The organism is Planococcus sp. TJ-201, assembly GCF_058268495.1.
Genome location: NZ_JBZDOG010000001.1, coordinates 590,016 through 615,069, shown reverse-complemented (window position 1 = coordinate 615,069; position 25,054 = coordinate 590,016). Strand labels below are relative to the sequence as shown.

At 42.8% G+C, this 25,054-nt stretch carries 20 protein-coding genes and 1 tRNA gene; 17 read left to right on the top strand and 4 right to left on the bottom strand.

What is annotated here, in order from left to right:
• The first annotated feature begins 405 nt into the window (after positions 1-405).
• Both AC4EG4_RS03310 and AC4EG4_RS03305 read left to right on the top strand, forming a co-directional pair.
• Positions 406-1,662, top strand: a complete 1,257-nt coding sequence (locus AC4EG4_RS03310; protein ID WP_490986902.1) for a Y-family DNA polymerase — start codon at positions 406-408, stop codon at positions 1,660-1,662.
• A 12-nt stretch (positions 1,663-1,674) separates the two neighbouring features.
• On the top strand, positions 1,675-2,037 hold the full coding sequence (locus AC4EG4_RS03305; RefSeq protein WP_490977735.1) for a YolD-like family protein: 363 nt from the start codon (positions 1,675-1,677) through the stop codon (positions 2,035-2,037).
• A 64-nt stretch (positions 2,038-2,101) separates the two neighbouring features.
• Here the strand turns inward: AC4EG4_RS03305 and AC4EG4_RS03300 are convergent.
• Positions 2,102-2,174 (bottom strand) — tRNA-Val (locus AC4EG4_RS03300).
• Between the two features lie 452 nt (positions 2,175-2,626).
• Between AC4EG4_RS03300 and AC4EG4_RS03295 the strand changes: the two genes are divergently transcribed.
• The gene (locus AC4EG4_RS03295; RefSeq protein ID WP_490977736.1) at positions 2,627-3,799 is read left to right on the top strand and encodes an acyltransferase; all 1,173 of its coding nucleotides are present in this window, start codon (positions 2,627-2,629) and stop codon (positions 3,797-3,799) included.
• 199 nt (positions 3,800-3,998) lie between these two features.
• Here the strand turns inward: AC4EG4_RS03295 and AC4EG4_RS03290 are convergent, their stop codons facing one another.
• Entirely contained in the window at positions 3,999-4,721 is a 723-nt protein-coding gene (locus AC4EG4_RS03290) for a thermonuclease family protein (RefSeq protein ID WP_490977737.1), read from the bottom strand.
• Positions 4,722-4,904: 183 nt separating this feature from the next.
• Positions 4,905-5,045 carry a hypothetical protein gene (locus AC4EG4_RS03285; RefSeq protein ID WP_490986901.1) on the bottom strand — a complete coding sequence of 47 codons (141 nt, stop codon included), beginning with the start codon at positions 5,043-5,045 and terminating at the stop codon, positions 4,905-4,907.
• A gap of 114 nt (positions 5,046-5,159) precedes the next feature.
• Between AC4EG4_RS03285 and AC4EG4_RS03280 the strand changes: the two genes are divergently transcribed.
• The 6 genes from AC4EG4_RS03280 to AC4EG4_RS03255 all read left to right on the top strand — a co-directional run bounded on the left by AC4EG4_RS03280 (position 5,160) and on the right by AC4EG4_RS03255 (position 11,130).
• Positions 5,160-6,083, top strand: a complete 924-nt coding sequence (locus AC4EG4_RS03280) for a Gfo/Idh/MocA family protein (RefSeq protein ID WP_490986900.1) — start codon at positions 5,160-5,162, stop codon at positions 6,081-6,083.
• Positions 6,084-6,146: 63 nt separating this feature from the next.
• Positions 6,147-7,535, top strand: a complete 1,389-nt coding sequence (locus AC4EG4_RS03275; RefSeq protein WP_490986899.1) for an aldehyde dehydrogenase — start codon at positions 6,147-6,149, stop codon at positions 7,533-7,535.
• A gap of 62 nt (positions 7,536-7,597) precedes the next feature.
• Complete coding sequence (locus AC4EG4_RS03270) at positions 7,598-8,296, top strand: response regulator transcription factor (RefSeq protein WP_490977741.1); 699 nt, start codon at positions 7,598-7,600, stop codon at positions 8,294-8,296.
• Positions 8,280-9,650: a HAMP domain-containing sensor histidine kinase gene (locus AC4EG4_RS03265; protein ID WP_490977742.1), complete on the top strand. Its 1,371-nt coding sequence runs from the start codon at positions 8,280-8,282 to the stop codon at positions 9,648-9,650. Before AC4EG4_RS03270 ends, AC4EG4_RS03265 begins: the two co-directional genes overlap by 17 nt.
• Positions 9,650-10,369 (top strand): PepSY domain-containing protein, encoded by a 720-nt coding sequence (locus AC4EG4_RS03260; protein ID WP_490977743.1) that lies wholly within the window; start codon positions 9,650-9,652, stop codon positions 10,367-10,369. The genes AC4EG4_RS03265 and AC4EG4_RS03260 overlap by 1 nt, the downstream gene beginning before the upstream one ends.
• Positions 10,370-10,479: 110 nt before the next feature.
• Positions 10,480-11,130 carry a PepSY domain-containing protein gene (locus tag AC4EG4_RS03255; protein ID WP_490986898.1) on the top strand — a complete coding sequence of 217 codons (651 nt, stop codon included), beginning with the start codon at positions 10,480-10,482 and terminating at the stop codon, positions 11,128-11,130.
• 94 nt (positions 11,131-11,224) lie between these two features.
• Here AC4EG4_RS03255 and AC4EG4_RS03250 read toward each other — a convergent pair whose 3' ends face one another.
• Positions 11,225-12,793 (bottom strand): ATP-binding protein, encoded by a 1,569-nt coding sequence (locus AC4EG4_RS03250; RefSeq protein ID WP_490986897.1) that lies wholly within the window; start codon positions 12,791-12,793, stop codon positions 11,225-11,227.
• Positions 12,794-13,019: 226 nt separating this feature from the next.
• On the opposite strand from AC4EG4_RS03250, the gene AC4EG4_RS03245 reads away from it, so the two are divergent.
• From AC4EG4_RS03245 to AC4EG4_RS03210, 8 genes are all read left to right on the top strand, one after another.
• Entirely contained in the window at positions 13,020-14,072 is a 1,053-nt protein-coding gene (locus tag AC4EG4_RS03245) for a M42 family metallopeptidase (protein ID WP_490977746.1), read from the top strand.
• A gap of 19 nt (positions 14,073-14,091) precedes the next feature.
• Complete coding sequence (locus AC4EG4_RS03240) at positions 14,092-15,552, top strand: UDP-N-acetylmuramoyl-L-alanyl-D-glutamate--2,6-diaminopimelate ligase (RefSeq protein WP_490977747.1); 1,461 nt, start codon at positions 14,092-14,094, stop codon at positions 15,550-15,552.
• 105 nt (positions 15,553-15,657) lie between these two features.
• Positions 15,658-17,226 (top strand): peptide chain release factor 3, encoded by a 1,569-nt coding sequence (locus AC4EG4_RS03235; protein WP_490977748.1) that lies wholly within the window; start codon positions 15,658-15,660, stop codon positions 17,224-17,226.
• A gap of 134 nt (positions 17,227-17,360) precedes the next feature.
• Positions 17,361-20,420 (top strand): efflux RND transporter permease subunit, encoded by a 3,060-nt coding sequence (locus tag AC4EG4_RS03230; RefSeq protein WP_490986896.1) that lies wholly within the window; start codon positions 17,361-17,363, stop codon positions 20,418-20,420.
• A 78-nt stretch (positions 20,421-20,498) separates the two neighbouring features.
• The gene (locus AC4EG4_RS03225; protein WP_490986895.1) at positions 20,499-21,578 is read left to right on the top strand and encodes an SDR family oxidoreductase; all 1,080 of its coding nucleotides are present in this window, start codon (positions 20,499-20,501) and stop codon (positions 21,576-21,578) included.
• A gap of 221 nt (positions 21,579-21,799) precedes the next feature.
• Positions 21,800-22,594, top strand: coding sequence for a TerC family protein (locus AC4EG4_RS03220; RefSeq protein ID WP_490986894.1), 795 nt, complete (start codon positions 21,800-21,802; stop codon positions 22,592-22,594).
• Between the two features lie 227 nt (positions 22,595-22,821).
• Positions 22,822-23,568 (top strand): RNA polymerase sigma-I factor, encoded by a 747-nt coding sequence (gene sigI, locus AC4EG4_RS03215; RefSeq protein ID WP_490986893.1) that lies wholly within the window; start codon positions 22,822-22,824, stop codon positions 23,566-23,568.
• Positions 23,569-23,624: 56 nt separating this feature from the next.
• Complete coding sequence (locus tag AC4EG4_RS03210; protein ID WP_490977753.1) at positions 23,625-24,803, top strand: anti-sigma-I factor RsgI family protein; 1,179 nt, start codon at positions 23,625-23,627, stop codon at positions 24,801-24,803.
• Positions 24,804-25,054 lie beyond the last annotated feature (251 nt).

Genomic DNA, 25,054 nt, shown 5'->3' with positions numbered 1-25,054 from the left:
ATGCTCCGGCCGGTTTTATTGTTTCATTATCTTTACCAGGAACAACGAAAAAAGTCATCACCCGAAGGCGATGACTTTTTCAAAGCAAACTTTGTTCCTAAAGCTTGCAGTGGGTTTGGCACCCAATGGTTCCTATTGATTTCGACAATCTCCTAAGAACGATCGATGCCAAATCTTTTACTTGGCTAATCATATAATGCCTCGGGCCAAATGTAAAGTAGTTAGAAAATTTGACGAATCGGCTGTTGTGTCCGCTTAACAAAAAGAACGATTGTTGGAAAACCTTTCTATAGGAATTCGCACTTGCTATATACCAAATTTATATTTTCGTAAAAGGGATTGTCGTCGTGATATTCGTGGTATAGAATAAGAACAAACGTTCCCTTTCGAGAGGTGGTAATTGTAATGGCTTTTGAATTGCCAGAACGTTATATATTTTGTATTGATATGTGCGGCTTTTATGCCAGCGTTTCCGCCGTTGAGCTGGGTTTGGATCCGCTCGAAGTCTGCCTCGCGGTAGTTGGAAATCAGGAGCGGAAAGGGAGTGTTGTTTTAGCGGCATCGCCGATGATGAAGGAGCGGTTTGGTGTGAAAACCGGCACCCGGCTTTTTGAAATTCCGGATCATCCCGATATTTTGCTGAGCGAGCCAAAAATGAAACTGTATTTGCAAAAGTCCATGGCCATCACCGAATTGTTGGGGACTTATGTGCCGAAAGAATCGATTCATATCTACAGTGTAGACGAGAGTTTTATCGAGTTGACCGGAACTGAAAAGCTATGGGGTCCGCCGACCTCCACCATGCACCGCATCCAGCAGGAAATTCTGGATGATTTCAAATTGCCTTCTGCAGTTGGGGGAGGGCCAAATATGCTGATGGCCAAATTGGCACTGGATTTGGAAGCGAAAGAAAAAGGTTTCGCCTATTGGACTCACACGGACATTGCCATGAAGTTGTGGCCAGTAAGACCGTTGAGTAAAATGTGGGGAATTGGGCACCGGACAGAAAAAACCTTGAACAGTATGGGCATCTATTCTGTTGGCGATTTGGCGTGCACAGACGTTGCCCTCCTGGAAGAACAGTTTGGCATTATGGGAAACCAGCTCCATCAGCATGCCAATGGCATCGATTTATCAGATATGGGATCGCCTTTAATCGAAGGCCAGATCAGTTACGGGAAAGGACAAATTTTGTATCGGGATTACATAGAAGAAAAAGACATCATGACGATTATCCTGGAAATGTGCGAAGATGTCGCTATGCGAACGCGGCAAGCCCGCCGTGCAGGGCGAACCATCCATTTGAGCATGGTTTACAGCAAGACCGCTTTTGGCGGAGGATTTTCACGCTCACGCTCTATTGACGAAGCAACAAACGACACTTTAAAGATGTACCAGGTTTGCTTGCAGATTTTCAGGGAGAATTTTCAGCACAAACCCATTCGGCAGATTTCACTGGCGATTAGCAACCTAGAAGAAGAATCAACAATGCAGCTAAGCCTTTTCGATGAGAAAAAATTTGAAAACAGAAGCCTTGGAGAAGCGATGGATAGGATCCGAAAACGATATGGCTACTCGGCGATTTACCGGGGAATCTCGGGTACTGCGGCAGGAACGGCCATTGCAAGAACAAAATTGATTGGCGGACATAATAAAGAATAAGGAGGTGGCCCAATGAAGCGCAATAAATACTTGAAAACAGTAGGAGACATCAAAGACCGTGGGCGCATTAAGTGGACAGCGTTAATGTTGCCAGAGCATGTTGAGTTGATCCGGGCATGGTATGAAAAAGACGAATGGGTGCCAAAACCCGATCTAAATGAATTCGATCTGGAGTTGATACAGGAAGAAATGGACATTGCACTCAAACGCCAATGCAACGTCATTATCCACAGCTGGAAGGCCGGGGTGATCTATACAAACAGAGGGGTGATTAAAGGAATCGATGCGACAAGCCGGATGCTGATTTATGGAGATCAATTGGCGAACCACAGGCTGCCGATGGATGAAGTCATTTCAATTGTGATTGTTGATTAGAAACTGCCAAGTCTATCGCAAAAGAAAAACCGCACAGCCCAAAGGCTACGCGGTTGCTTTTATATGATTCCTACTGGGCTCGAACCAGCGACCTCTACCCTGTCAAGGTAGCGCTCTCCCAGCTGAGCTAAGGAATCGTGGTAAACGTTTATGTAATGACGCTTACAGTACTTCGACATTATTTAGTATATACGTTTGAGACGAGCACTACAATAGCTTTTTGAAAAAAGTTGAAAAGTTTTTATGATTGTTGTTTCTGCCTTGTTTGTTGAAAATATAGTAGAAAGAGGATGGGATCTGCGATTCTTGACTAATAAAATGAGCCAACTTGAAATTTGAGTTGGTTCATTTTTGTTCTGATTTTTAGGTTATTTAGAATCCGTAACAAATACTAAGGAAAATATAGTACAATAACGGATAGAAGAATTTATAAATCTAAGCTGTTTTTCTGAGGAAGATAGTAAATAATCATAACAATTTTAAAAGTATGCTAACTGTTAAAAGTTAAATCAATAATAAAATGATAAAATCCCAACTTTCAACTAGAAGGATATGGAGATTTAATAAACGCAAGTTAACATTTAATCGAATGTTAACAGTAAGGAGTTGGGTTGCACTGAATCGTGAAATTAATTCTATATATTATATTCGTATTATGGCAATGGTGATGGTAGTTCTCGTACATACTACCGCTCAAATTTTTCACTTGTTTGAACCTTTCACATATCAACATCAATTTTATCACTTCATTAACCGAATAATCCGTGTGGAGTCGTCACTGTTTGTTATGTTGGTCGGCATTGTGTTTTTCTACAACTATCGGACACGTGTATTAACAAAAGATGTTTTTAAGTCCTATTTTAAAAAACGGGTAACGTATATTATTATTCCTTACATCATCTGGTCTATTTTTTATGAATTTTTCAATGTCCATCTAGGTGCCAGAACTTTTGTTCTTGAGGAAGCGTGGCATAGGCTGCTAAACGGTGAAAGTCATTATCAGCTTTGGTTCATCTATCTGATTGTGCAATTTTATCTTATATTTCCACTCATTCTAGTCATAGTGCGTTATTCGAAATTTCTGCGGAAATACTTGTGGCTCATTGGCTTTTTGATTGAATTTATCTTTTTCACATTAAATATGGAGTACCGCTTAACATCAACGCACTTTTTCTTGAACTATTTTGCGGCATTTTCATTAGGTGCATGGATTGGCCTTCACTATGAAACCGTATCCGCTAAAATAACCAATCGAAAAATTGCGCTGGCCGGTGCTGTCTCGCTTTTCTGTGGCATAATTTTTGTATCCATACATTACCGGAATTTGTTCGGTGAGCGGGTTGACATACCTATAGAATATTATCGCCTTATTGGGATTATCTATTTGACTGTAGGTGCACTTTTCTTCTTTTATATTTCCGAAAAATTTGCTGCGTTCTTTGGTGGGAAGACTACTGCCAAGCTTAAATATGTAGCTTCTTATTCGTTTGGTTATTATTTGGTGCATCCATTTATCCTGTATTACGTGATGTTATTCTTCCCAACAAAGGAAACAGGACTCTCCTGGCATATCATGATATGGCTTCAGTTTGGACTTGCAGTTGTATTCTGTTACTTTTTCATCTGGGCGTTCCATCGGTTTATACCTTTTGCGGGCTTTATTTTCGGAAAGTTACCGAAAGATGCTCCGCTTTTCTGGAAAGCAGGACCCAAAGAAAAAAACTGGGAGCAACGGAAACAGATTAAAAATCCTGATATTTGACTATGATTAAATAGAGCGGATTTATGAAGTAGCTTTGTGAATTGTTATTTTTAAAAATACTCATTCAGTTTTTCGTTTTTTGAAAGCTGCTTTAAATTTTTTATCCTCAAAATAAGTTAGAAATAAAAGAGCCTGGCTTTTCTACTTCATCGTAGAAAAGCCAGGCTTTTTACAGAGTAAAAACACTATATATCAGTCTTTATTGCCCAACGCCTCGAAATCCAGCATCTTGTGCGTCCTGCTCCGAACAAAACCATTCTTCGGGATTGGTCTGTTCATACGAAGAGTCGCTTGGCAGGTGGTAGATTTTGTTGCCGCTGCGGTTGATGTTGCCTTTGATATCGCAGTCGCCATTGGTCTGTTCTTCATTGAAAGTAGTGGTTTCTTCCTGTCCATAGGCATCCGCATTAAAGCCTCGGTCAGTTGAATAGTTTTCGTATTGCCACACGCCAGTTTCATCGTCTTTTGCGATTTGTTCCGCTTGCTCAAAGTCATCGAGGTAGCGGGTGTTTGGAGGGAATACGTAGGCGACTCTGGCCAGACCAGACTCGAGCAGCTGTTCTTGAACGCTTTCGCCATCAACGTAAATATAAGCCAGCAGCCGGTCATAATCATCAAAGCGGTCGCCAACGTCAAATTCAATTGATACGTCACCGGATTCGATCAGCCGTTTGTTGGCTTCGGTCGCTTCTTTGCCAAGAGGCTGCTCGCCAAGTCGCGGGTGATTGGTTTCCGGCGTATCCATCAGCAAGTACCGAACGGTCACTTCTTCGCCTTCGTAGATGATTTTAATGGTATCGCCGTCGATGACTTGTGTCACTTCCACACCAATGCGGTTGGTCGTACCGGACGTATCAGTCGATTCCAGCATGCTGCAGCCGGCCAGGAACAGTAAAGCCGCTAGCATTAGTTTTAATTTCATAAGGATCCCCGCTTTCATTTCTTCATCAGTATAGGAACAAATAGACTCTTTGGCAATCAGACCGCTGACTGCAAATTTTGAATCTCTCTGAAAATCTGCATAACAAAACGCCTTTTTCAATCGTAAAAGTTGAACAAGGCGTTTTTATGTACGTAAGCAAAGCCAATAGGCAAGTTTCAGCAATTAAAGGGCTGACTCTGTGGATGTTGTTTCTTCGTAGTACAAGAACGATTCTTCGGTCGTGCTTTCTAGTTTTTCTTTATTGACACCGATTTCCAGTTGGCCAGTAAAGATCGGTTCCCACCAATTTTTTTCTTCATTCATGTTATTTCCTCCTTAAGGGTGTAATGCTATTGTTTGACTATTCTATACCCTTACAGGTTACACTAATAAACAAATAGCAAAAAAAGCCGAAAGGCGTTTACAAGGGGAGATTTTATGATTTCAATTGGCATTATTGGAGCCGGCATTGTTGGAGAACGGATCATTAAACAAATTCAGCAGGAAAGCCATGTAGAAATAAAGATAGTCTACGACCAGCAAACAAAACGTCTTACAGAAATCAGCGAAGCGTATGGCCTCCCAATGGCTAAATCTGTAGAAGAAGTGCTGCATTCGGACATTAACTGGGTTTACATAGCAACGCCGCCTGCATTTCATGCCGAAATCGCAGAACTGGCGGCCAGTGCTGGAATCAACATCCTGTGTGAAAAGCCATTGGCACATAATGTCGAAGCCGGCGAACTGATGACAGCTTCGGTTCAAAACAACCGTGTCCGGACAGCTATGCACTTTCCGCTGATGTACAAGCCGGCAGTCCGCGAAATGGCCAAGCGCATCAAGGGCGGCGACATTGGAAAAGTAGTCCGGATTGAGCTGCAAACTTTTTTCCCGGATTGGCCGAGATTGTGGCAGCAAAACCCATGGATCGGTTCAAAGAGTCAAGGCGGATTTGTCCGTGAAGTATTCCCTCATTATTTCCAGTTGATGAACCGGCTCTTCGGCGAACTGTCATTTACTTCCCATCACATTACGTACCCGGAACAAGCAAACAAATGCGAAACTGGACTGATTGCTCACGGCCTTACCGCCCAGCAAATTCCGTTCTTGCTGACTGGAATCAGTGGCATTGGCCAAAAAGAATTGCTGCAGTTTAAAGTTTACGGCGAACAAGGTGTGTTGACGCTGGAAAACTGGTCGGATCTCTACGATTCAAGAAAAGGCGAAGACCGCCAATTGATCGCTGAATTTGAAGAGGTTCCTTCACTTTTTGAGGAGATGGAAAATCAATCAACTTTATTGGTCAATTTTGATGAAGGACTGGTCATTCAACGGTATATTGATCACTTGTTAGCTGAATAAGCATTCCTTTTTGAATTCCATGCGGTAGTTGGTATAATTTAGAAACTTAAAGGAGGTTGGACTGTGAATTTTACAGCATACGATGTAGAAAACATGATAGAAGAACAGCGAACTTATTTTTATACAGGTGATACGAAGCCCGCTGCTTTTCGGATTGAGCAATTGCTTCAATTAAAAAGTGTGATTCAATCCCATAAATCAGAAGTAATTGACGCTTTGAAGAAAGATCTAGGCAAAAGCGAGTTTGAAGCTTACGCCACAGAGGTTGGCTTTGTGCTTGACAGCATTGGCAACATGGCCAAAAACCTAGAAGAATGGATGAAGCCAGAGCAAGTAAAAACGCCGATCCACCTTCAGCCGTCTAAAAGCTTTATCCTCCGTGAACCGTATGGCTCTGTTCTGGTCATTGGCCCATTCAATTATCCATTCCAATTGGTGATGGAACCGTTGATTGGTGCAATTGTCGGTGGAAACTGTGCAGTAGTTAAGCCTTCTGAAGCGACGCCGAATGTGGCAAAAGCAATTCGGACAATCATCGAAGAAGCATTTCCTGCCTATTACATTCGTGTAGTAGAAGGCGAACGGGAAGAAGTCACAGCGTTGATTCATGCTTCGTTTGATTATATTTTCTTCACAGGCAGCGTCAATGTCGGAAAAGTCATCATGAAAGCAGCATCTGAACGATTGACGCCAATTACATTGGAACTTGGCGGAAAAAGCCCGGCAATTGTGGATCAAACAGCAAATCTGGATCTGGCAGCAAAACGCATTGCCTGGGGAAAGCTGGTCAACACCGGTCAAACGTGTGTAGCTCCTGATTATATTTGTGTGCATGAATCGGTCAAAGACGAATTCCTGAAAAAGCTGACGAAAACGATACAAGAGTTTTATGGCAAAGATGCACAAAAGAGCCCTGACTACGGACGCATCGTCAATCACCAGCATTTTGACCGTTTAGCAGAGATTGTACAGAAAGAATCCAGCCACATTATTCATGGCGGCAAAGTAGATCGCAATGACCGCTATATTGAACCCGTGGTCTTGGATAACATCACGTGGGACAGCCCTTCGATGGAAGAGGAAATTTTCGGTCCGATTTTGCCAATCATCAGCTATGCAGATTTGCCGCTTTTGCTGCGCCAAATCCGCAAGTTGCCGAAACCGCTATCCGCTTATTTATTTTCGGAAAATGACCGTGCTGTCCGATTCTTCCTGGATCAATTGCCATTTGGCGGCGGATGCATCAACGATACGGTTTCCCACGTTGGCAGTTCTTATTTGCCGTTTGGCGGAGTCGGCACGTCAGGCATGAACTCTTATCACGGCAAAGCCAGCTTTGAAACGTTTACACACGCCAAATCGATTTTGAAGAAATCAACGAAGTTTTCAGTGAACATCGTGTTCCCGCCTTATAAAAACAGAGCAAAATGGATTAAAACGGTATTGAAATAAGCGGCCTACGGGTCGCTTTTTTTATTTTACTCCTGCTATGATAAACAGAAGAGGTGATGGGGATGGCGGAACGCATTTTGATAGTGGAAGATGAAAAAAGCATTGCACGTGTATTGGAACTGGAATTGAAATTTGAAGGATATGAAATTGGCGTCGCCTACACGGGATCGGAAGGGTTGATTCAATTTCGCGAGCAGGACTGGGATTTGGTGCTGCTCGATTTGATGCTGCCGGAAATCCACGGCCTTGATGTATTAAAACGCATCCGTTCGGCAGATGCGGCGATTCCGGTTATTTTGCTGACGGCCAAAAACGATGTCAAAGACAAAGTGGCCGGTTTGGATTTGGGAGCCAATGACTACGTCACCAAACCGTTTGAAATTGAAGAACTGCTGGCGCGGATCCGTGCTTGCCTGCGCCTGTCGAATGGCAATGGAAATGCTGCTTTGCACCGTTTCCATGAGTTGGAGATGAACGAAAGCACGCGTGATGTGAAACGCAACGGGCGCATGATTGAACTGACACCGCGCGAGTTCGACCTGCTGCTTTACTTGATAAAAAATCCACAGCAGGTACTCAGCCGCGAGCAAGTGCTGAACGCTGTGTGGGGCTATGATTACTACGGAGATACCAATGTTATTGATGTCTATATCCGCTATTTGCGCAGGAAAGTGGATGCCGGTGAAAGTACAACTTACATCCAGACGGTGCGTGGCGTCGGCTATGTCATGAAGGAGCAGGGCGATGAAGCTAAAAAATAAAATTTACATTTCTTCCGCCTTGCTGATGCTGGTTATTTTGCTGATTCTGGCTTTTGTTATTTATTTTTCATTCAGCCAATTGACGTATTCAACAGAAGTGGAGCAGCTGCAGGCTGAAACAAATGCATTGGTGGCGGAACTCAACGATACTGAAGCGGCAGATCCAGGAATTTTGCTTCGCGCATACTTGCCGGTTAACGGGCTTGTGAAAGTGACTCTTCCGGAAGGTGAGCAGCCAGCGCCTATCCAATCTCCGTTGGTCACTGCGGCATTTCCTGCTGAACTTGATGGTCAGTCTGGAACGGTGGAAGTAGAAGGGGAACGCTTTGCCTATGCCAAAGCGCCGGTGATCTGGACAGACGGCCAAGTGGCAGAATTGACAGTTGCCCAGTCGCTGAGGGAAACAACCAATAATTTGAATACATTGCGTTTGGTTTTGATGATAGGCACTTTGTTGGCCATGATTCCTGTTATTATTTCCAGTATTGTGCTCGGGAAAATTGTGACCCTGCCAATTACAAATTTAACGAAGACGATGACGCGCATTCAGCGCAATGGCCAGTTTGAAAAGCTGCCAATTGAAGGGGAATCTCAAGACGAGCTAACGCAGATGGGCAATACATTCAATGAAATGATGGGCTTATTGGAAGAAAATTATTCCAAGCAAGAAGAGTTTGTTTCCAATGCATCCCATGAATTGAAGACGCCATTGACGGTCATTGGCAGCTATGCCAAACTCCTGCAGCGACAAGGCATGCAGGACGAAAAGATAGCAGAAGAAAGTGTGGCTGCGATCCGTACAGAAACGGATCGCATGAAAGCTTTGATTGAGCAATTGCTGCATATTGCCCGCCGCAGTGAATCCCGGGTGGAGTGGGCAAAAGTAGATGTACTCGAGCTATTGGAGCAAACTGTCACAGCGCTTAATACATCTTATGATCGTGAATTCAAGTTGATCACGACTGAAAAATCCTTGCCGGTTATTACCGATACTGCAAAGTTCAAACAATTGCTGTATATCCTATTGGATAATGCTCGGAAATACAGTTCGGACAAGATCGAAGTGGTGGCAAAAAAGAATGGGGACACCGTTATTCAAATCCGGGATACGGGAATTGGCATCCCGAAAGACGCTGTGCCTTTGGTTTTTGAACGTTTTTACCGTGTGGATAAAGCGCGGAGCCGCGAAACAGGCGGGTTTGGTCTTGGCCTGGCACTGGCAAAGCAATTGGCCGACTCGCTGAAAGTAGAAATTGAGCTAGAAAGCATTGAACAATTAGGAACTACGGTATCCATCATTTTCTCAGAGAATTTTAATGTTGAGGATGTACACTCAAATCAGGAGGGATTGTGATGCGAAAATGGATTTTAATGGCGTCAGCAACAGTCTTATTTGGTGTGGCAGTCTTCGCTTTTCTGCTATTTCCACGTGCTTCCCCGCAAGTGACCGAAGAACAAGCCAATGAAACGGTAGTTAACCTGTACGGGGGAGAAGTAGAACAAACTACAGAATCCGGAGATGATTACAGAGTCGAATTTAATCGGCCGGATGGGCGCTATTTGGCTCTTGTCAATCGCCAAAATGGACAAGTGGAGTCGATGGAGCTGATGGAAAAAACAGAAGCGGCTAAACAAGTTACTGAACAGCAGGCAGAGGAAATTGCATTGGAGCAAGCTGCAGGAACGATTGACGACGTTCTCTACAACGAAGAACGAAACGAATATGATGTCAAAGTAACAGGCGAAACACAACAATCAACGGTCATTCTATCTGCAGCCACTGGTGAGGTGCGGAGGATCAGCCAAGAGGCGGTCGAAGCTCCAGCCCCTGTTGAGGAGCCGGCACCTGAACCAGAGCCGGAACCTGATCGAGTCATTACGCGTGATGAAGCAATTGTGCTGGCAAAAAAAACACTCAATGGAGAAGCACAGGAAGCTGAGTTTGTGCAGACGGCAGATGGCGGCTACTATCTGGTGGAAATTGAAAACGACGAGACCGACCAAGAAGCGACCATTCAAATCCACGCAATCCGCGGCGATACCATGTCGGTGGAGTGGGACGAAGATGATTGACTCTGAGAACAGTTTCATGTATTTCTCATCAAATTCTCATAAAGCCTTAATCTTCTCCTCAGAACAGGAGGTTATTGTAAGAGTAACAACAAATGAGGAGGAGAAATTACATGAAAAAACTAATTTACATTCCGGTGGCAGCAGGGGTTTTAGCATTTGGAGGGATTGTCTTGGCAAACTCAGAATCACCCGCAGAAAATCCATCATCCACTTCAGGTACAGTAACGAACGAGGTCCAAAAGTCGTCAGCAACTGAAGAAATGCTCAGCTCTGAAGAAATTTCGGCAAAAGCATTAGAGTTGGCAAACGGCCGCATTACCGATATCGAGTTGGACAATGATGACAGAAGAGCTCATTACGAAGTCGATATCGATTTTGATGGGTATGAATATGATTTTGAGTTTGATGCTTACACTGGAGAAGTGCTGGAGCAAAAACGTGAGAAGGATAGAGATGATGATTCGTCACAATCGAAAGTTGCACCTAGCAGCGCACCATCTGCAGCCAACAATTCAAACAATGTAAAGTCTTCTCCAAGCGAGGGACTGATCGGCTCTGACAAAGCGATTGAAGCGGCATTAGCTGTAGTGAGTGGAACGGTTGAAAAATTCGAACTTGAAAATGACGATGGCATTGCTTATTACGAAATTGAAATTAGAGATGGCCGAACGGAGCATGATGTCGAAGTTCACGCAAAAGACGGATCTATCCTGAAAGTTGACTCAGATGACGATGATGACGACAACGACGATGATGATTGAAATTGAATGCAAAGAGAAAACTAGGCTATAAACAGATGGCGTAAAAAAGACTGAAGGAGAAAAATCCACTGATTTTTCTCCTTCAGTCTTTTAGTTATTCTGCCGGCAGCAAGATGGTGGCGACCGTTCCTACTCCCAGTGAGCTTGTTATGATCAGGTCCCCTTGGTGTTCTTGAACAATCTTTTGAGAAATAATCAGTCCAAGGCCTGTGCCGGTTGCTTTTGTTGTATAAAAAGGCTGGAAAATTTCACCCAAATCTTTTTCGGAAATGCCATTTCCGGAATCGCTGAAGCTAATGGACAACATAGAATCCTGTTCAGCTTTGAGCAGGATCCGAATCTCTCCAGGCTCTTCCATGGATTCTATCGCATTTTTTAGTAAGTTGATAAAAACTTGCTTCACATGGTGTTCTTCTCCATTCACATAAAAATCTTCCAGCCAGTCTTTTTTCACCGTGATGCCATGTAAATTCAGCTCTGGGCCAAATAGCAGAAGAATATCATCCAGTGCATTTTGTATGCTGAACTTTTTCAATGCCGAAGCTTGAGGTTTAGCCAAAACTAAGAACTCGCTAATGATTAAATTGATGCGTTCCATTTCAGATTGAATCAAAGACGTATATTCTGGAAACTGATGTTTGGGATCATTGTGCATGATTTGGACGAACCCGGAAATAACGGTCATGGGATTTCTGATTTCATGAGCAACGCCTGCGGCAATTTCTCCAGCCAGCTTGAGTTTTTCAGACTGAAGCATCATTTTTTCTGATTCTTTCTGGTAACTCATGTCCCGTGAGATAATGGACGTAGCAATCACTTTGCCGAACTGGTCGAAGATAGGCGACAATGTCACTTGAGCATGAAAGCGTGTGCCATCTTTGCGGGCGTCCACTGTTTCCAATAGAGAATAGCTTTTGCCTTGCTGGACTTCCCATGTTCGCCTCTCTGCATCTTCTTTCATATCATCTGGATAAAGCGGCAGCGATTTGCCAATGCATTCTTCAGAAGTCCAGCCATACAGTTCTTCAAACGCAGGATTGACGGCAATAATCTTATTATTCGAATCAAACACTGCAATCGCATCTTTGGCAGTTTCAAAAAACAGCTGCAAATATCCTTCTTTCGACAGCAAAGCTTTTTCCATCGATGCATTTTTCAGCTCTAATTGTTTCCAGTAACGGCTGAAATAAATGCTATGAAGCAAAGTGATCGACAATACGGCCAGAAAAAAGACAATGATGGACAATTGGATATAAGGCAGCGGAGCTCTTGCAGTAAAACGGTCAAATACAGTAATGAGAAGTAAAAACTCGAAAGAAGTGACCATCCCCAGCAGGATAATTGGTTTTGTATCGTTGTACAAGGCGGCAGCGATTATAGGCACAACAAAAAAGATGAGTGTAATAGAAGATAGGGATTCCAGGTTTAAAATAAAAACGTGCACATTCATGGCAAACAGAATTGCAAGTTGAAGAACTCGTTCCTTTATTTTGGTGGAAAAAAAAGCTAGCAATACTACATAAGATGCCATGCCAAAAAAAGGAGAAATGATCGCTGAATTCATATCTACCCATTGATTAAGCAAAAAATGCAGGATGCTTGAAAAGCCATATAAATGAATAAATAACTGGTTCCTTTTGCGATTGGTTGCATTGCTATCCATTGTACACCTCGAATTTTCTACATTTTGATTTTTAGCGAGCAAGCTAAGCGGAGAAACTGCTTCGATCTTCCTTAAGCCTGCAGAAAAAAGGCCAAATAGAAAGAACTCTACATGGACGCGATTCAACTGAATTAAAAGACTTTAACTAAATACTATAATACTATAAGACAGGACTGTCCGAACATCCTTGATTTTGATATGATTATAAGACCGAGGAGTGATATAAATGACTTATCAATGGAATCACGACGAAACGATCGAGTTATTAAAAGAAATAGTGGAAATTCCAAGTCCGTCCGGCTATACCATGGACGTCATGAAAAGAATCCGCAGCTTACTGGCACAATGGAATGTTGAACATACAACAACCCACAAAGGTGCAGTAATTGCGACCATCCAAGGGAAAAATCAACAACAACATCGTTTGCTAACAGCACATGTCGATACACTTGGTGCCATGGTAAAAGAAATCAAACCGAGCGGCCGTTTAAAGCTGTCGTTGGTCGGTGGATTTAAATTTAATGCCATTGAAGGCGAAAATTGCCTTGTACATAAAGCCGACGGTTCCACCGTATCGGGAACAATCCTGCTTCATCAGACTACAGTTCATGTCTACAAAGATGCGGGAACAGCTGAGCGCAATGCCGACAATATGGAAGTGCGCCTGGACGAAAAAGCCTTTTCAAAAGAGGCGGTTCAAAACTTGGGGATTGAAGTAGGGGATTTTGTTTCATTCCAGCCAAGGTTTGAAGCAACCGCATCCGGCTACATTAAATCACGGCATTTGGATGACAAAGCAAGCACGGCTTTGTTGCTTCAGCTCGTGAAGCATTTCAGTGAATCAGGAGAAGAGCTTCCTTATACAACTCATTTTTACATTTCGAATAATGAAGAAATTGGTTACGGCGGCAATTCCAGCATCCCAGTGGAAACACAAGAATATATTGCGGTTGACATGGGCGCTATTGGAGATGGCCAAGAGTCGGATGAGTACACGGTTTCTATTTGTGCAAAAGACTCGAGCGGCCCTTACCATTATGGGTTGACTCGCCATTTAATTGCGTTGGCACAAGATAACGCCATCGATTACAAAGTCGATATCTATCCGTATTATGGATCAGACGCGTCAGCTGCCATCAGCGCAGGACATGATGTTAAGCATGCGTTGTTTGGTCCCGGAATTGAAGCTTCCCATTCATATGAACGCACCCATACCGATTCATTAAAAGCGGCGGCAGCATTGCTACACGCATATGTGTTGTCTCCCTTGGTTTCTTAACAGTAAGGAGAGGAATTTCATGAACAGCAAAGAGTTACTGACGGCCATTCCATATAAGCAGATTACAGGTGTGCTACCGGAAACGATCGAACATTTGACAATAGATTCCCGTGACATTAAAGCAGATTCGATGTTTGTCTGCATTGCGGGCTATACAGTGGACGGCCACAATTTTGCCCAGCAGGCAGCCGATCAAGGCGCTACCGTGATCGTGGCAGAAAAACCATTAACCATCGACAATGCAACAGTAGTCATTGTTGAAAGCACTTCGCGGGCCCTTGGCCTGTTAGCGACAAAATTTTATGACTATCCTTCCAAGCTTCTCCATATGACAGGTGTGACGGGCACTAATGGCAAAACCAGTGTAGCAGGGATACTGCATTCAATGCTGATGAAGCTCGGAGAAAAATCAGCGCTGACTGGAACCATCGGCTTTGATTTGAATGGCCAATTGCATGCATCAGCCAACACAACAAACGATGCGCTCACGACCCAGCAAATGATTGCACGTGCCCGTGATGAAGACTGCTCGCACATGACGATGGAAGTGTCCTCGCATGGATTGATACTAGGGCGCTTAGCAGGTGTCGAGTTTGATACTGCAATTTTCACCAATTTGACGCATGACCACCTGGATTTTCACGGGACGATGGAAGAATATGGACATGCCAAAAGCTTGTTGTTTTCGCAGCTTGGCCAGGATCTGGCAAATCAGAAACAAGCTATTTTAAATGCTGATGATCCATGGTCTGATGAAATGGCGAAAATGACTCCGCATCCGGTTTACACATATGGAATCCAAAACCAAGCTCAGTTCCAGGCAAAAGATATCCAATTGACAAACGAGGGGACAACTTTTACGTTGAAATGCACAGAAGGCCAGTTTCCAGTGAAAATGAAACTGCTTGGTGAATTTAATGTTTCCAATGCTTTGGCGGCCATTACAGCTTTGTATGCAGAAGGCTATAATTTGAATGAAATCCTGAAAGCACTGGCAGAAATTGCGCCAGTAGAAGGACGGATGCAAAAAGTTGACCTGGACGTGCCCATTTCTGTTTTTATCGATTACGCGCATACGCCCGATGCTATTGAAAAAGCGATTGAGGCAGTGCAGGATTTTAAAGAACAGCGCATTATTTTCCTGGTAGGCACGGGAGGCAACCGCGACAAAACAAAGCGTCCCATCATGGCTGAAAAAGCATCTGTTGCAGATTATGTAGTTTTAACAACGGATGATCCGCGCGATGAGAGCTACGAGAGCATTTTAGGAGATTTGGAAACGGGAATGACCCATAACCACTTTGCCTGCATTGGTGATCGTGAAGAAGCAGTAAAGCATGCTGTTCAACAGGCGCAGCCAGGAGATATTGTCATCCTGGCTGGAAAAGGACATGAGGATTACCAAATTATCGGCAACACCAAGTACCCACACAGCGATAAAGAAATTGCGATTCAAGAAGCAATGAAAAAGTTTCAGTAAAAAGGAGCCTTTAAAGGCTCCTTTTTTCTGCAGGCGTTAAAATTCCTTGTTTTTTTCAGTTGCCTTCTCTAAGATGAAGAGAGTAGATTAAAGGAGCGTATAAACATGTCAGACCAATTAAAGAATGAAATTCAAAATAGAAGAACCTTCGCCATCATTTCCCACCCGGATGCCGGGAAAACGACCTTAACGGAAAAACTACTGTTATTCGGTGGAGCTATCCGTGACGCTGGAACGGTTAAAGCCAAAAAAAGCGGCAAGTTTGCTACATCCGACTGGATGGAAATCGAAAAGCAGCGGGGCATTTCTGTAACTTCTTCCGTCATGCAATTTGACTATGATGGACACCGCGTCAATATACTGGACACGCCTGGTCACCAGGATTTCAGTGAAGACACTTATCGTACCTTAATGGCGGTTGATAGTGCTGTTATGATTATTGATGTCGCCAAAGGAATTGAAGCGCAGACCGTCAAGTTATTTAAAGTTTGCAAAATGCGCGGCATTCCAATTTTTACGTTTATCAATAAAATGGACCGCCAAGGCAAAGAACCGCTGGAATTGATGGAAGAACTGGAAGAAGTTCTTGGCATCCAATCCTATGCAATGAACTGGCCAATCGGTATGGGCAAAGAGTTTCTTGGTATTTATGACCGTTTTAACAAGCGCATTGAACCGTTTCGTTCAGAAGGCGATCGTTTTCTTGAACTTGATGAACAAGGCAAAATGATCCAAGATCACGAAATGAAGAAAACTTCTTATTACACACAGGCAATGGACGACATTGAATTGCTGGATGAAGCAGGTAATGATTTTTCTATTGACCGAGTGAAAAAAGGTGAACTGACACCGGTATTCTTTGGCAGTGCGCTGGCTAACTTTGGTGTCGAAACGTTTTTAGAAACGTACTTGCAATTTGCACCGTCGCCGCAACCGCGCGACACGCAGGAAAATGAAGAAATTGATCCAATCGATATGCCTTTCTCGGGTTTTATTTTCAAAATTCAAGCCAATATGAACCCGGCTCACCGCGATCGGATTGCTTTTGTGCGAATTGTTTCCGGCAAATTTGAGCGTGGGATGAACGTAACATTGGCTCGCACTGGAAAAGTCTTTAGGTTGTCGCAAACAACGCAATTTTTGGCAGATGATCGGGAGATGGTCAACGAAGCTGTAGCAGGCGACATTATTGGTCTTCACGATGTCGGGAATTACCAAATTGGAGATACCATTACGAGCGGTAAGAAGTTTCAATTTGAAAGTCTGCCGCAATTTACCCCGGAGCTTTTTGTCAAAGTTACCGCAAAAAATGTTATGAAACAAAAGCATTTCCATAAAGGCATACTTCAGCTGGTACAAGAAGGCGCTATCCAATATTACAAAACGCTTCATTTAGAAGAAGTTATTCTTGGTGCAGTAGGCCAACTTCAATTTGAAGTGTTTGAACACCGCATGAAAAATGAATACAATGTGGATGTGCGGATGGAGCCGGTTGGTTCCAAAATCGCCCGCTGGATTGAGAATGAAGAAGATGTGAAAGAATCCATGTCCAGTGGACGTTCGATGCTCGTTCGCGACCGTTTCGACAATTATGTCTTTTTATTCGAGAACGAGTTTGCAACACGCTGGTTCCAAGATAAAAATCCAGGCATAAAATTATACAGTCTGTTATAAAAATGAAAACCTGCTGCTGGCAGGTTTTTTTGTTTTTTTCAAAAAAGTGGCATATAGGTGAACAACTGTTGTAAAGTTTGCGGTTGCAGGTATTTTTTCTTATGATAGAAAGAGAGGGAAAGAGGGTTAAGCAGATGAAAATAAGCGATTTTTCGATAAAAAGGCCAGTTTTTACACTGGTAATTATGTTTTTGATCATTATCTTGGGAGCGGTATCGTTTACTCGTATTCCTATTACTTTAATCCCCGAGCTTAGTCCTCCAATTGGTGTGGTAGTGACCAATTATCCAGGCGCGAGCCCGACAGAAGTAAGTGAAAAAGTGACAAAACCCCTGGAGGCAAGCTTGTCAACATTGCCAGGAATTGAATCGATTCAATCAAACAGCCAAGAAGGTTCAAATTTTATTTTACTGGAATTTGATTGGTCAACTGATATCGACGATGTCCAAACTGATATCATGCAGCGGATTGACCAGACACCAATCCCGGATGATTCAAATGATCCTCGTTTTTTAAAGTTTGACCCTTCACAATTCCCAATTTTGCAGCTGTCATTGCGTTCAAGTGATCCGGATGCTGACGTGCGGGTAATTGCAGAGGAACTGGAAACAGAGCTTCGCCAAACAGATGGTGTGGCGAGCGTTAATATCTCAGGTTCTTTAATAGAAGAAATTCAAATCGAGTTAAACCAGGCTGAGTTGGAAGAACGTGGCCTGCAGCAATCGGATGTTGTCCAGCTGATTCAGGCAAACAATATCTCATTGCCAGGAGAACCGATTGAGACAGAAGACGGGCGTAATTTAACCACTCGGATTATCAGCACCTTGACCAATGTAGACGAAATTCGTGATTTGGTTTTAACGATTGATCCGATCGAAGGCAATAATGTCACAATCGGCGACATAGCTGAAGTCAATGTTAGTGAACGCGAAAGCAACAGCGAAACAAGAACGAACGAAGAACCAGCTGTTTTGCTGTCGGCGCTCCAAGAGTCTCAGGCAAATACAGCGGATGTTTCGGATGCTTTCCAAGAGAGATTGGATGAACTGCTGAGCGAAGAGCGCTTTGAAGGAGTCGAAGCAGACATCCTGTTCGACCAAGGTGACTATGTCAAACTAGCCATTGGGAATATTGGCCAGACATTGGTTCTGGGTGGTCTATTTGCCATGTTAGTTTTGTTTTATTTCCTTCGTGGCATTAAAAGCCCAATTATTATTGGAGTCGCGATTCCATATTCGGTCATTGTTACGTTTGTTCTCATGTTTTTTGCCGATTTTGCGCTAAATATTCTAACCTTAGGTGCATTGGCATTGGGTATAGGGATGCTCGTCGATAATGCAATCGTTGTAATCGAAAATATCGAACGTCATTTGGCGATGGGCAAAAAGGCCAAACAGGCAGCGTCAGATGGTGCAAAAGAAGTTTCCGGTGCAATTATTGCCTCTACTTTGACAACGGTAGCGGTTTTTATTCCGGTCATCTTCATTTCTGGTTTAATAGGGGAAATATTCTTTGAGTTTGCCTTAACGATTTCGTTTAGTCTTTTCGCTTCCTTAGCGGTTGCGCTGACCGTCATTCCGATGATGGCCTCGCGAATGCTGGGGAAACCCGGTATGAAACCGAAAGTACAAAAAGACACTTCAAGAAGTGTCAAGACGTTTGAGGGGTCCGTAGTTTGGGCACTGCGCCATAGAATTCTTGTACTGTTAACTGCATTGGTGTTGTTGGTCGTTGGAGCTTTCGGTGTCATGCAAGTAGGTACAGAGTTTATTCCAGCAACTGATGAAGGTTTTGTTAGTGTTTCAGTTGAACTCGAAAATGGATCTTCCAGAGCTGCAACGGACGAAGTGGTTAACTTAATCGAAGAAGAATTGAAAATTGAAGAAGAAGTAGATGTCTACGTCAGCTTGGTTGGCTCGACGCAGCAAGATCAGGCGCAGGACGCCTCCCAATCGAATACGGCTGAAATTTATGTGAAGCTCGTGGACTTAGCGGATCGTGACCGTTCAATTTTTGATTTTGTGGATGATGTGCAACCACGAATTTTGGAAACTGTGGGAGACCGTGCATTGGTTAGCTTTAATTTGCAAACAGCTGCTGGTTCTTCACCAAACACATTGTCATTCACTGTAACGGATACGGATCGTGCACGCTTGGATACAGCCGTCGCTGATATAGAAGCTGCATTAGAAAATCTTTCAGAAGTGACCGAGTTAACGAATGATCGCCAGGAAACGATTGACGAAATCCAAATGACCATCAATCGGGAAGCAGCGACCGAATACGGGCTGCCTCCGGCTCAGATAGCACAAACGGTCAATAACATCACGCGTGGTGTGTTGGCTACACAAGTATTGACAGAAAATGATGATGTTCTTAGCGTATATGTGGCTTATGGAGAAGAAGAAAGAGACAGTCTTGAGCAGCTTCGGGCTTTGACTCTTCGGACGCCTTCAGGAGAATTTGTAGAGCTTCAGGAGTTGGCAGACATTGAAGTGGCTCAAGGTCCGGTCAGCATTCAACGGGTAGACCAGGCAGATAGTGTTTCTTTCACACTTCAGCACCAATCAAGCATCACTTTGGGAGACATGTCAGATCAAGTGGATACAACAATTGAGGAATTGGACTTGAATGAAAATACGGTAGTGTCATTCGGTGGCGACCGAGAGCTGTTGGACAACTCGATAAACGATATGATGATGGCTGTGGTACTAGCTATTGTTCTCGTCTACATTGTCATGGCAGCCCAGTTCGAATCCTTTAAATACCCACTGGTTATCATGTTTACTGTACCATTGATGGCAATTGGTGTAGCAATCGCATTGTTTGTTACGCAGACGCCGATCAGTATTACTGCCGTTATCGGTATACTGGTTCTGGTAGGAATTGTCGTCAATAACGGGATTGTGCTGGTGGACTACATCAATCAGCGAAAAGAAGCGGGCATGAATTCTTATGATGCCATTATTACTTCGGTCCATGATCGCCGCCGTCCGATTTTGATGACGGCCTTGACGACGATACTGGGACTATTGCCATTAGCAATTGGAATCGGTGAAGGTACAGAAATCAACCAGCCAATGGGAATTACTGTAATTGGCGGACTGATCAGTTCGACCTTGCTGTCACTTTATATTGTGCCAATCGTGTACAGTCTGTTTGATAAAGAAACCAGAAGAATGAACAAAAAGTAAGCCTTCGGGTTTACTTTTTTTCTTTTTCTGCAAGTTAGTAAAGAATTTAGTATGATGGGAGAAAAGGGAGCTGAAGCTATGAAAGAAGTGGTATTTACAGGCTTTCCAGGTTTTATTGCCAGCCAATTAATTCAAAAGCATGCACAGAAAAATGATTCTATTGCTGCCATTGTTTTATCGTCAGAACGCGCAAAAGCTGAGACGGAAGCTGAACGCATTCAAAAAGAGACAAATTGTCGAAGCATCAAACTAATAGAAGGAGACATTACAAAAGATGGACTGGGATTGTCCAAAAGCGATAAAGCATACCTGATGGAAAAAAATATAGTTTTCTGGCATCTTGCAGCTATTTATGATTTGGCTGTTCCCAGAGATATTGCTTGGAAAGTCAATGTGGAAGGAACACAAAAGGTAAATGAGTTTATCAGTGAGTTGCCCAGACTGGAGCGTTATGTATACTTCAGTACCGCCTATGTAGCTGGCAATCGACAAGGAATCATTTACGAAAATCAATTGGAGCGACCGGGAGTTTTTAAAAACTTTTACGAAGAAACCAAATTCGAAGCGGAACTGCTGGTGGTGGAACTAAAGAAAACAGTACCCACTTTAATCATTCGTCCTGGCATAGTTCGTGGGCATTCGGTAACAGGCGAAACGATCAAGTTTGATGGTCCATACTTTTTCTTGAATCTGATCGACCGACTCAAATGGTTGCCAATAATTCCATATGTAGGACACTCGAACTCATACATCAATGTCGTGCCAGTCGATTACATTTTGGATGCTTCTATTTACCTCAGCGAACTGGAAGCGGCGTCAGGTGAAACTGTACATTTGACTGATCCCACTCCTCATCCTGTTGAAGAAGTGTATCGAAGTATGGTCCAATCAATGACAGGAAAGGATCCGAAAGGACGGTTGCCACATAGTATGGCTAAAATTTCGCTGTCTTTTGGTCCTGTAAGAAAAGGGCTAGGTGTTGAAAAAGAAACGCTGGATTATTTAACTTGGTCAGCTGATTTCGACACGCAAAATGCACAGCGGTTGTTGGAAGGGAGCAATATACACTGTCCGGATTTTCTGGAAACCATGCCGGCGATGGTACAGTTTTACAATTTGCATAAAAAAGACAAAAATTTTCAAATCTCCATTATTTAAACTACCACTCTAAATTAAATGGTGCTATACTGACATTACAAAATAATACACTTTGACTTTCAGTCAAGGGGGAGTAGCTATGGGGAAACCTATTTCACAGTCGTCAAGACATGGTTAGTAGCCATCGGTTGTGATAGCAAATTTTATTTGCTTAGCGAGACCTTTGCCTTTATTTAGGCAGAGGTCTTTTTTGTGGGGAAAAATAGGGAGGGAAAAACGGAATGGAAGCAGTATTATTGGAGTATGCTTGGGTCTTATTGGTTTTAGTAGGGCTTGAGGGGTTGCTGGCTGCAGACAATGCAGTAGTAATGGCGGTCATGGTGAAGCATTTGCCAAAAGAGCAACAGAAAAAAGCGTTATTTTATGGTTTGGTGGGGGCTTTCGTCTTCCGTTTTGCAGCATTGTTCATGATTACATTGCTGGTTAATATTTGGCAGATTCAGGCACTTGGAGCAGCATATCTCTTGTTTATTTCAATCAAGAGCATTTATGATCAGCGCAAAGGGGACACGGACGAAATTCTCGAAGGCGTAGATGCACCTGCGAAAAAAGGATCAAGCTTTTGGATGACGGTATTAAAAGTTGAATTGGCTGATATTGCTTTTGCCATCGACTCTATGCTTGCAGCGGTTGCATTGGCTGTTACCTTGCCTCACTTGAATGTATTTGGAATGGATGACATTGGCGGTATAAACTCTGGCCAGTTTATGGTCATGCTTGCCGGTGGATTAATTGGTGTTATTATCATGCGATTTGCAGCCCATAAATTTGTTCAATTGCTTGAAAAATACCCACAACTCGAAACAGCTGCGTTCGTTATCGTTGGTTGGGTAGGAGTCAAATTATTGGTCATGACCTTATCACACGAAAATGTAGGCGTCTTGCCGCACGACTTCCCGCACTCAACACCATGGACACTGGTCTTCTGGACAGTATTACTCGGCATCGGAGTTGTAGGCGGTCTGCTTGGAGTTAAACAAAACAAAGATCAAGCTAAAGAACACGAGGCAAAATAGATAATGAATTTAGGTTAAGAGTAGAAAAGTGCATTGATTCCATTTCAATGCACTTTTTCTTTGTCTTATTTTAAATGAGGTTTATGGAATTGAAATAAGGCGGACCACCCACAAAAGAATTGGTAATTGGGCGAATATATGAGAGAAACAGAAAACCTGCCTCTTTTCAATCGAATCCTTCAAAGTTACAATCAAATAGGCAGTGACTTTGAGAAGAGGTGAATGATGTGCTTTTGTCTTCATTAAGCGGGAGATTTGGACGTATTGAAAAATCCAATGCTGAAATAATGGTATTACAAGCACAAGGCGGTGACGAACAGGCGCTGCACGATTTGCTTTTTTCTTATGCACCTTTTATGAAAAAAACCGCTTCTCAAATATGCAAACGATTTATTGACGATCACGATGATGAATACAGTATTGCTTTGGCGGCTTTTAATGAGGCAATCCAAAAATTTGATCAAACCAATAATGCTTCATTTCTGACATTTGCCCATATGGTCATTCGAAGGCGAATCATCGATTTTATACGCAAAGAAAGTCGCAGAGAAGAATTTAGCCATGATTTTATGCCGTCTGCAGATCCGGAAGGGCATAATGGCATCGCAGATCATGCAGCATCTTATGCGCATACAATTGAGCAACAAGATCAAAAAAGACGTGAAGAAATTTCCTTGTATGAAGAAATGCTTCAAGAGTTTGGGTTATCATTTCGCATCTTGGCCAAGGTATCACCAGTTCACGAAGATGCACGCATTACGGCTATTCAAATCTCGCAGTTGGTGGCCGAAACAGATGAATACAGGAACCACTTGGTGGACACGAAGAAATTGCCTATCAAGGAAATTGAGAAACTGGTCAAGGTATCTCGAAAAACGATTGAACGAAATCGGAAATACATAATTGCAATGGCTTTGCTTCAAATGAGCGATCTGCATTTTTTAAAAGATTACTTGAAGGGGCGGTTAAACTAATGCGCATACAATCAGGAATATGCATTGAATCAAACCAAGACCGCTCGGTATTTCTAGTGAAAAATGGTGAATTTGTTCGAGGAACGCCGACCGGCACCCCTTTAATAGGAGAAGAAGCCTTTTTTTATCCATTCGAAAAACAACCATTGCTTCGCTGGCAGTCAGCTATGGCTCCAGTGTTAGCAGCAGTAGCAGCCCTTGCTTTCTTTGTATCTGCTTTAGCATTTCCAAAGGAAGAGGCATTTAATTATGTTCAGGTTGAAATCAATCCAGGCATTGAACTGGGACTCAATGACCAGTATGAGGTTGTTTCGATTCGAGAGCTGAACAGCGATGGACATGACTTGATTCACGAATTGGGTAACTGGAAAAATGATTCGGTGACGAGTGTCTTGGATCGCGTGTTTGTGTTGGCTGTAACTGAACAAACTCAACAAATCACCATTACTTCGGTTGAAGAAGATGGCAACAATCTGGATCGGTCTATAAAAGAATTTGTTTTAGCCCTATCTTCAGTTGCAAAAAATGAAAACATAGCGATTCAAATGAAAGAGGCTACTCGGGCACAATGGCGTCAATCGAAAGAAGATCTTGTGCCTATGGGCCAATTGATTGATAAAGCTGAAACCTTAAAAATACAAAAAGAACCCGAAGTTCAGGTTCCTGTAAGAGAAAGTGAACCAAATTCTACTCCGAAAGAAGAAAGTTCAATAAACGAACAAGAAACATCAAACGATAAAAAAGCAGAAGATCCAATTCAACAAAACAATGAAAGCAAAGAAACAACTATTCAAAAAGAAACGAATGAACCCAAATCTCCAGAAAAGAAAGTCGTTCCGCCAATCGTGGAAAAGAAAAGTGAGGCTGCAAAGCCAGAACCGCAAAAAACACCCGAACAAACTAATATGAAGGATAAACCATCAGAAAAAAATGAGAATACCCCTCCAGTGAAAAAACAGCATGAAGAACCTAAACCAAAAGAAGTGCCTTTTGGAGAAGAAGAACAGAAAACACCAGCAGAGAGCGAACAGAAGGAAAGTGAAGCGCCACGCCAGCAAAAAAAGGATGATGCTCCCAATGCCACTAGTTCCACTGTAGAGAAAGAATCCCGTAATCTGTCAGGACAAGAAAAAAATAAAAAACAGCCACCCGGCAAAGAAAAGCAAAAAGAGCAAGAGAAAAAAGACAATGCCGCTAAACAGAAAAACCAGCAAAACAATAACGGAAAAGAGTAGGAAATTTTTTCTACTCTTTTTCGGTATTTTGTTTCAAGTCTCCTAGTGAATGGGTAGAAAAGCAAGTTTCTAATTATGAAAGCTCTAGACATTCACGAGCTATTCAAAAACCGTATGGCTAGTCCTTTTGCACAAGAGCAATCATCTTTACGTGAACTTAAAGTAGTAGAAATCAGACCCATTCGCAAATTCAACTGCTTATAGCTAAATAGATTTTCGATTTCTCTTTCTTTTTATCTATTCTTTTCATA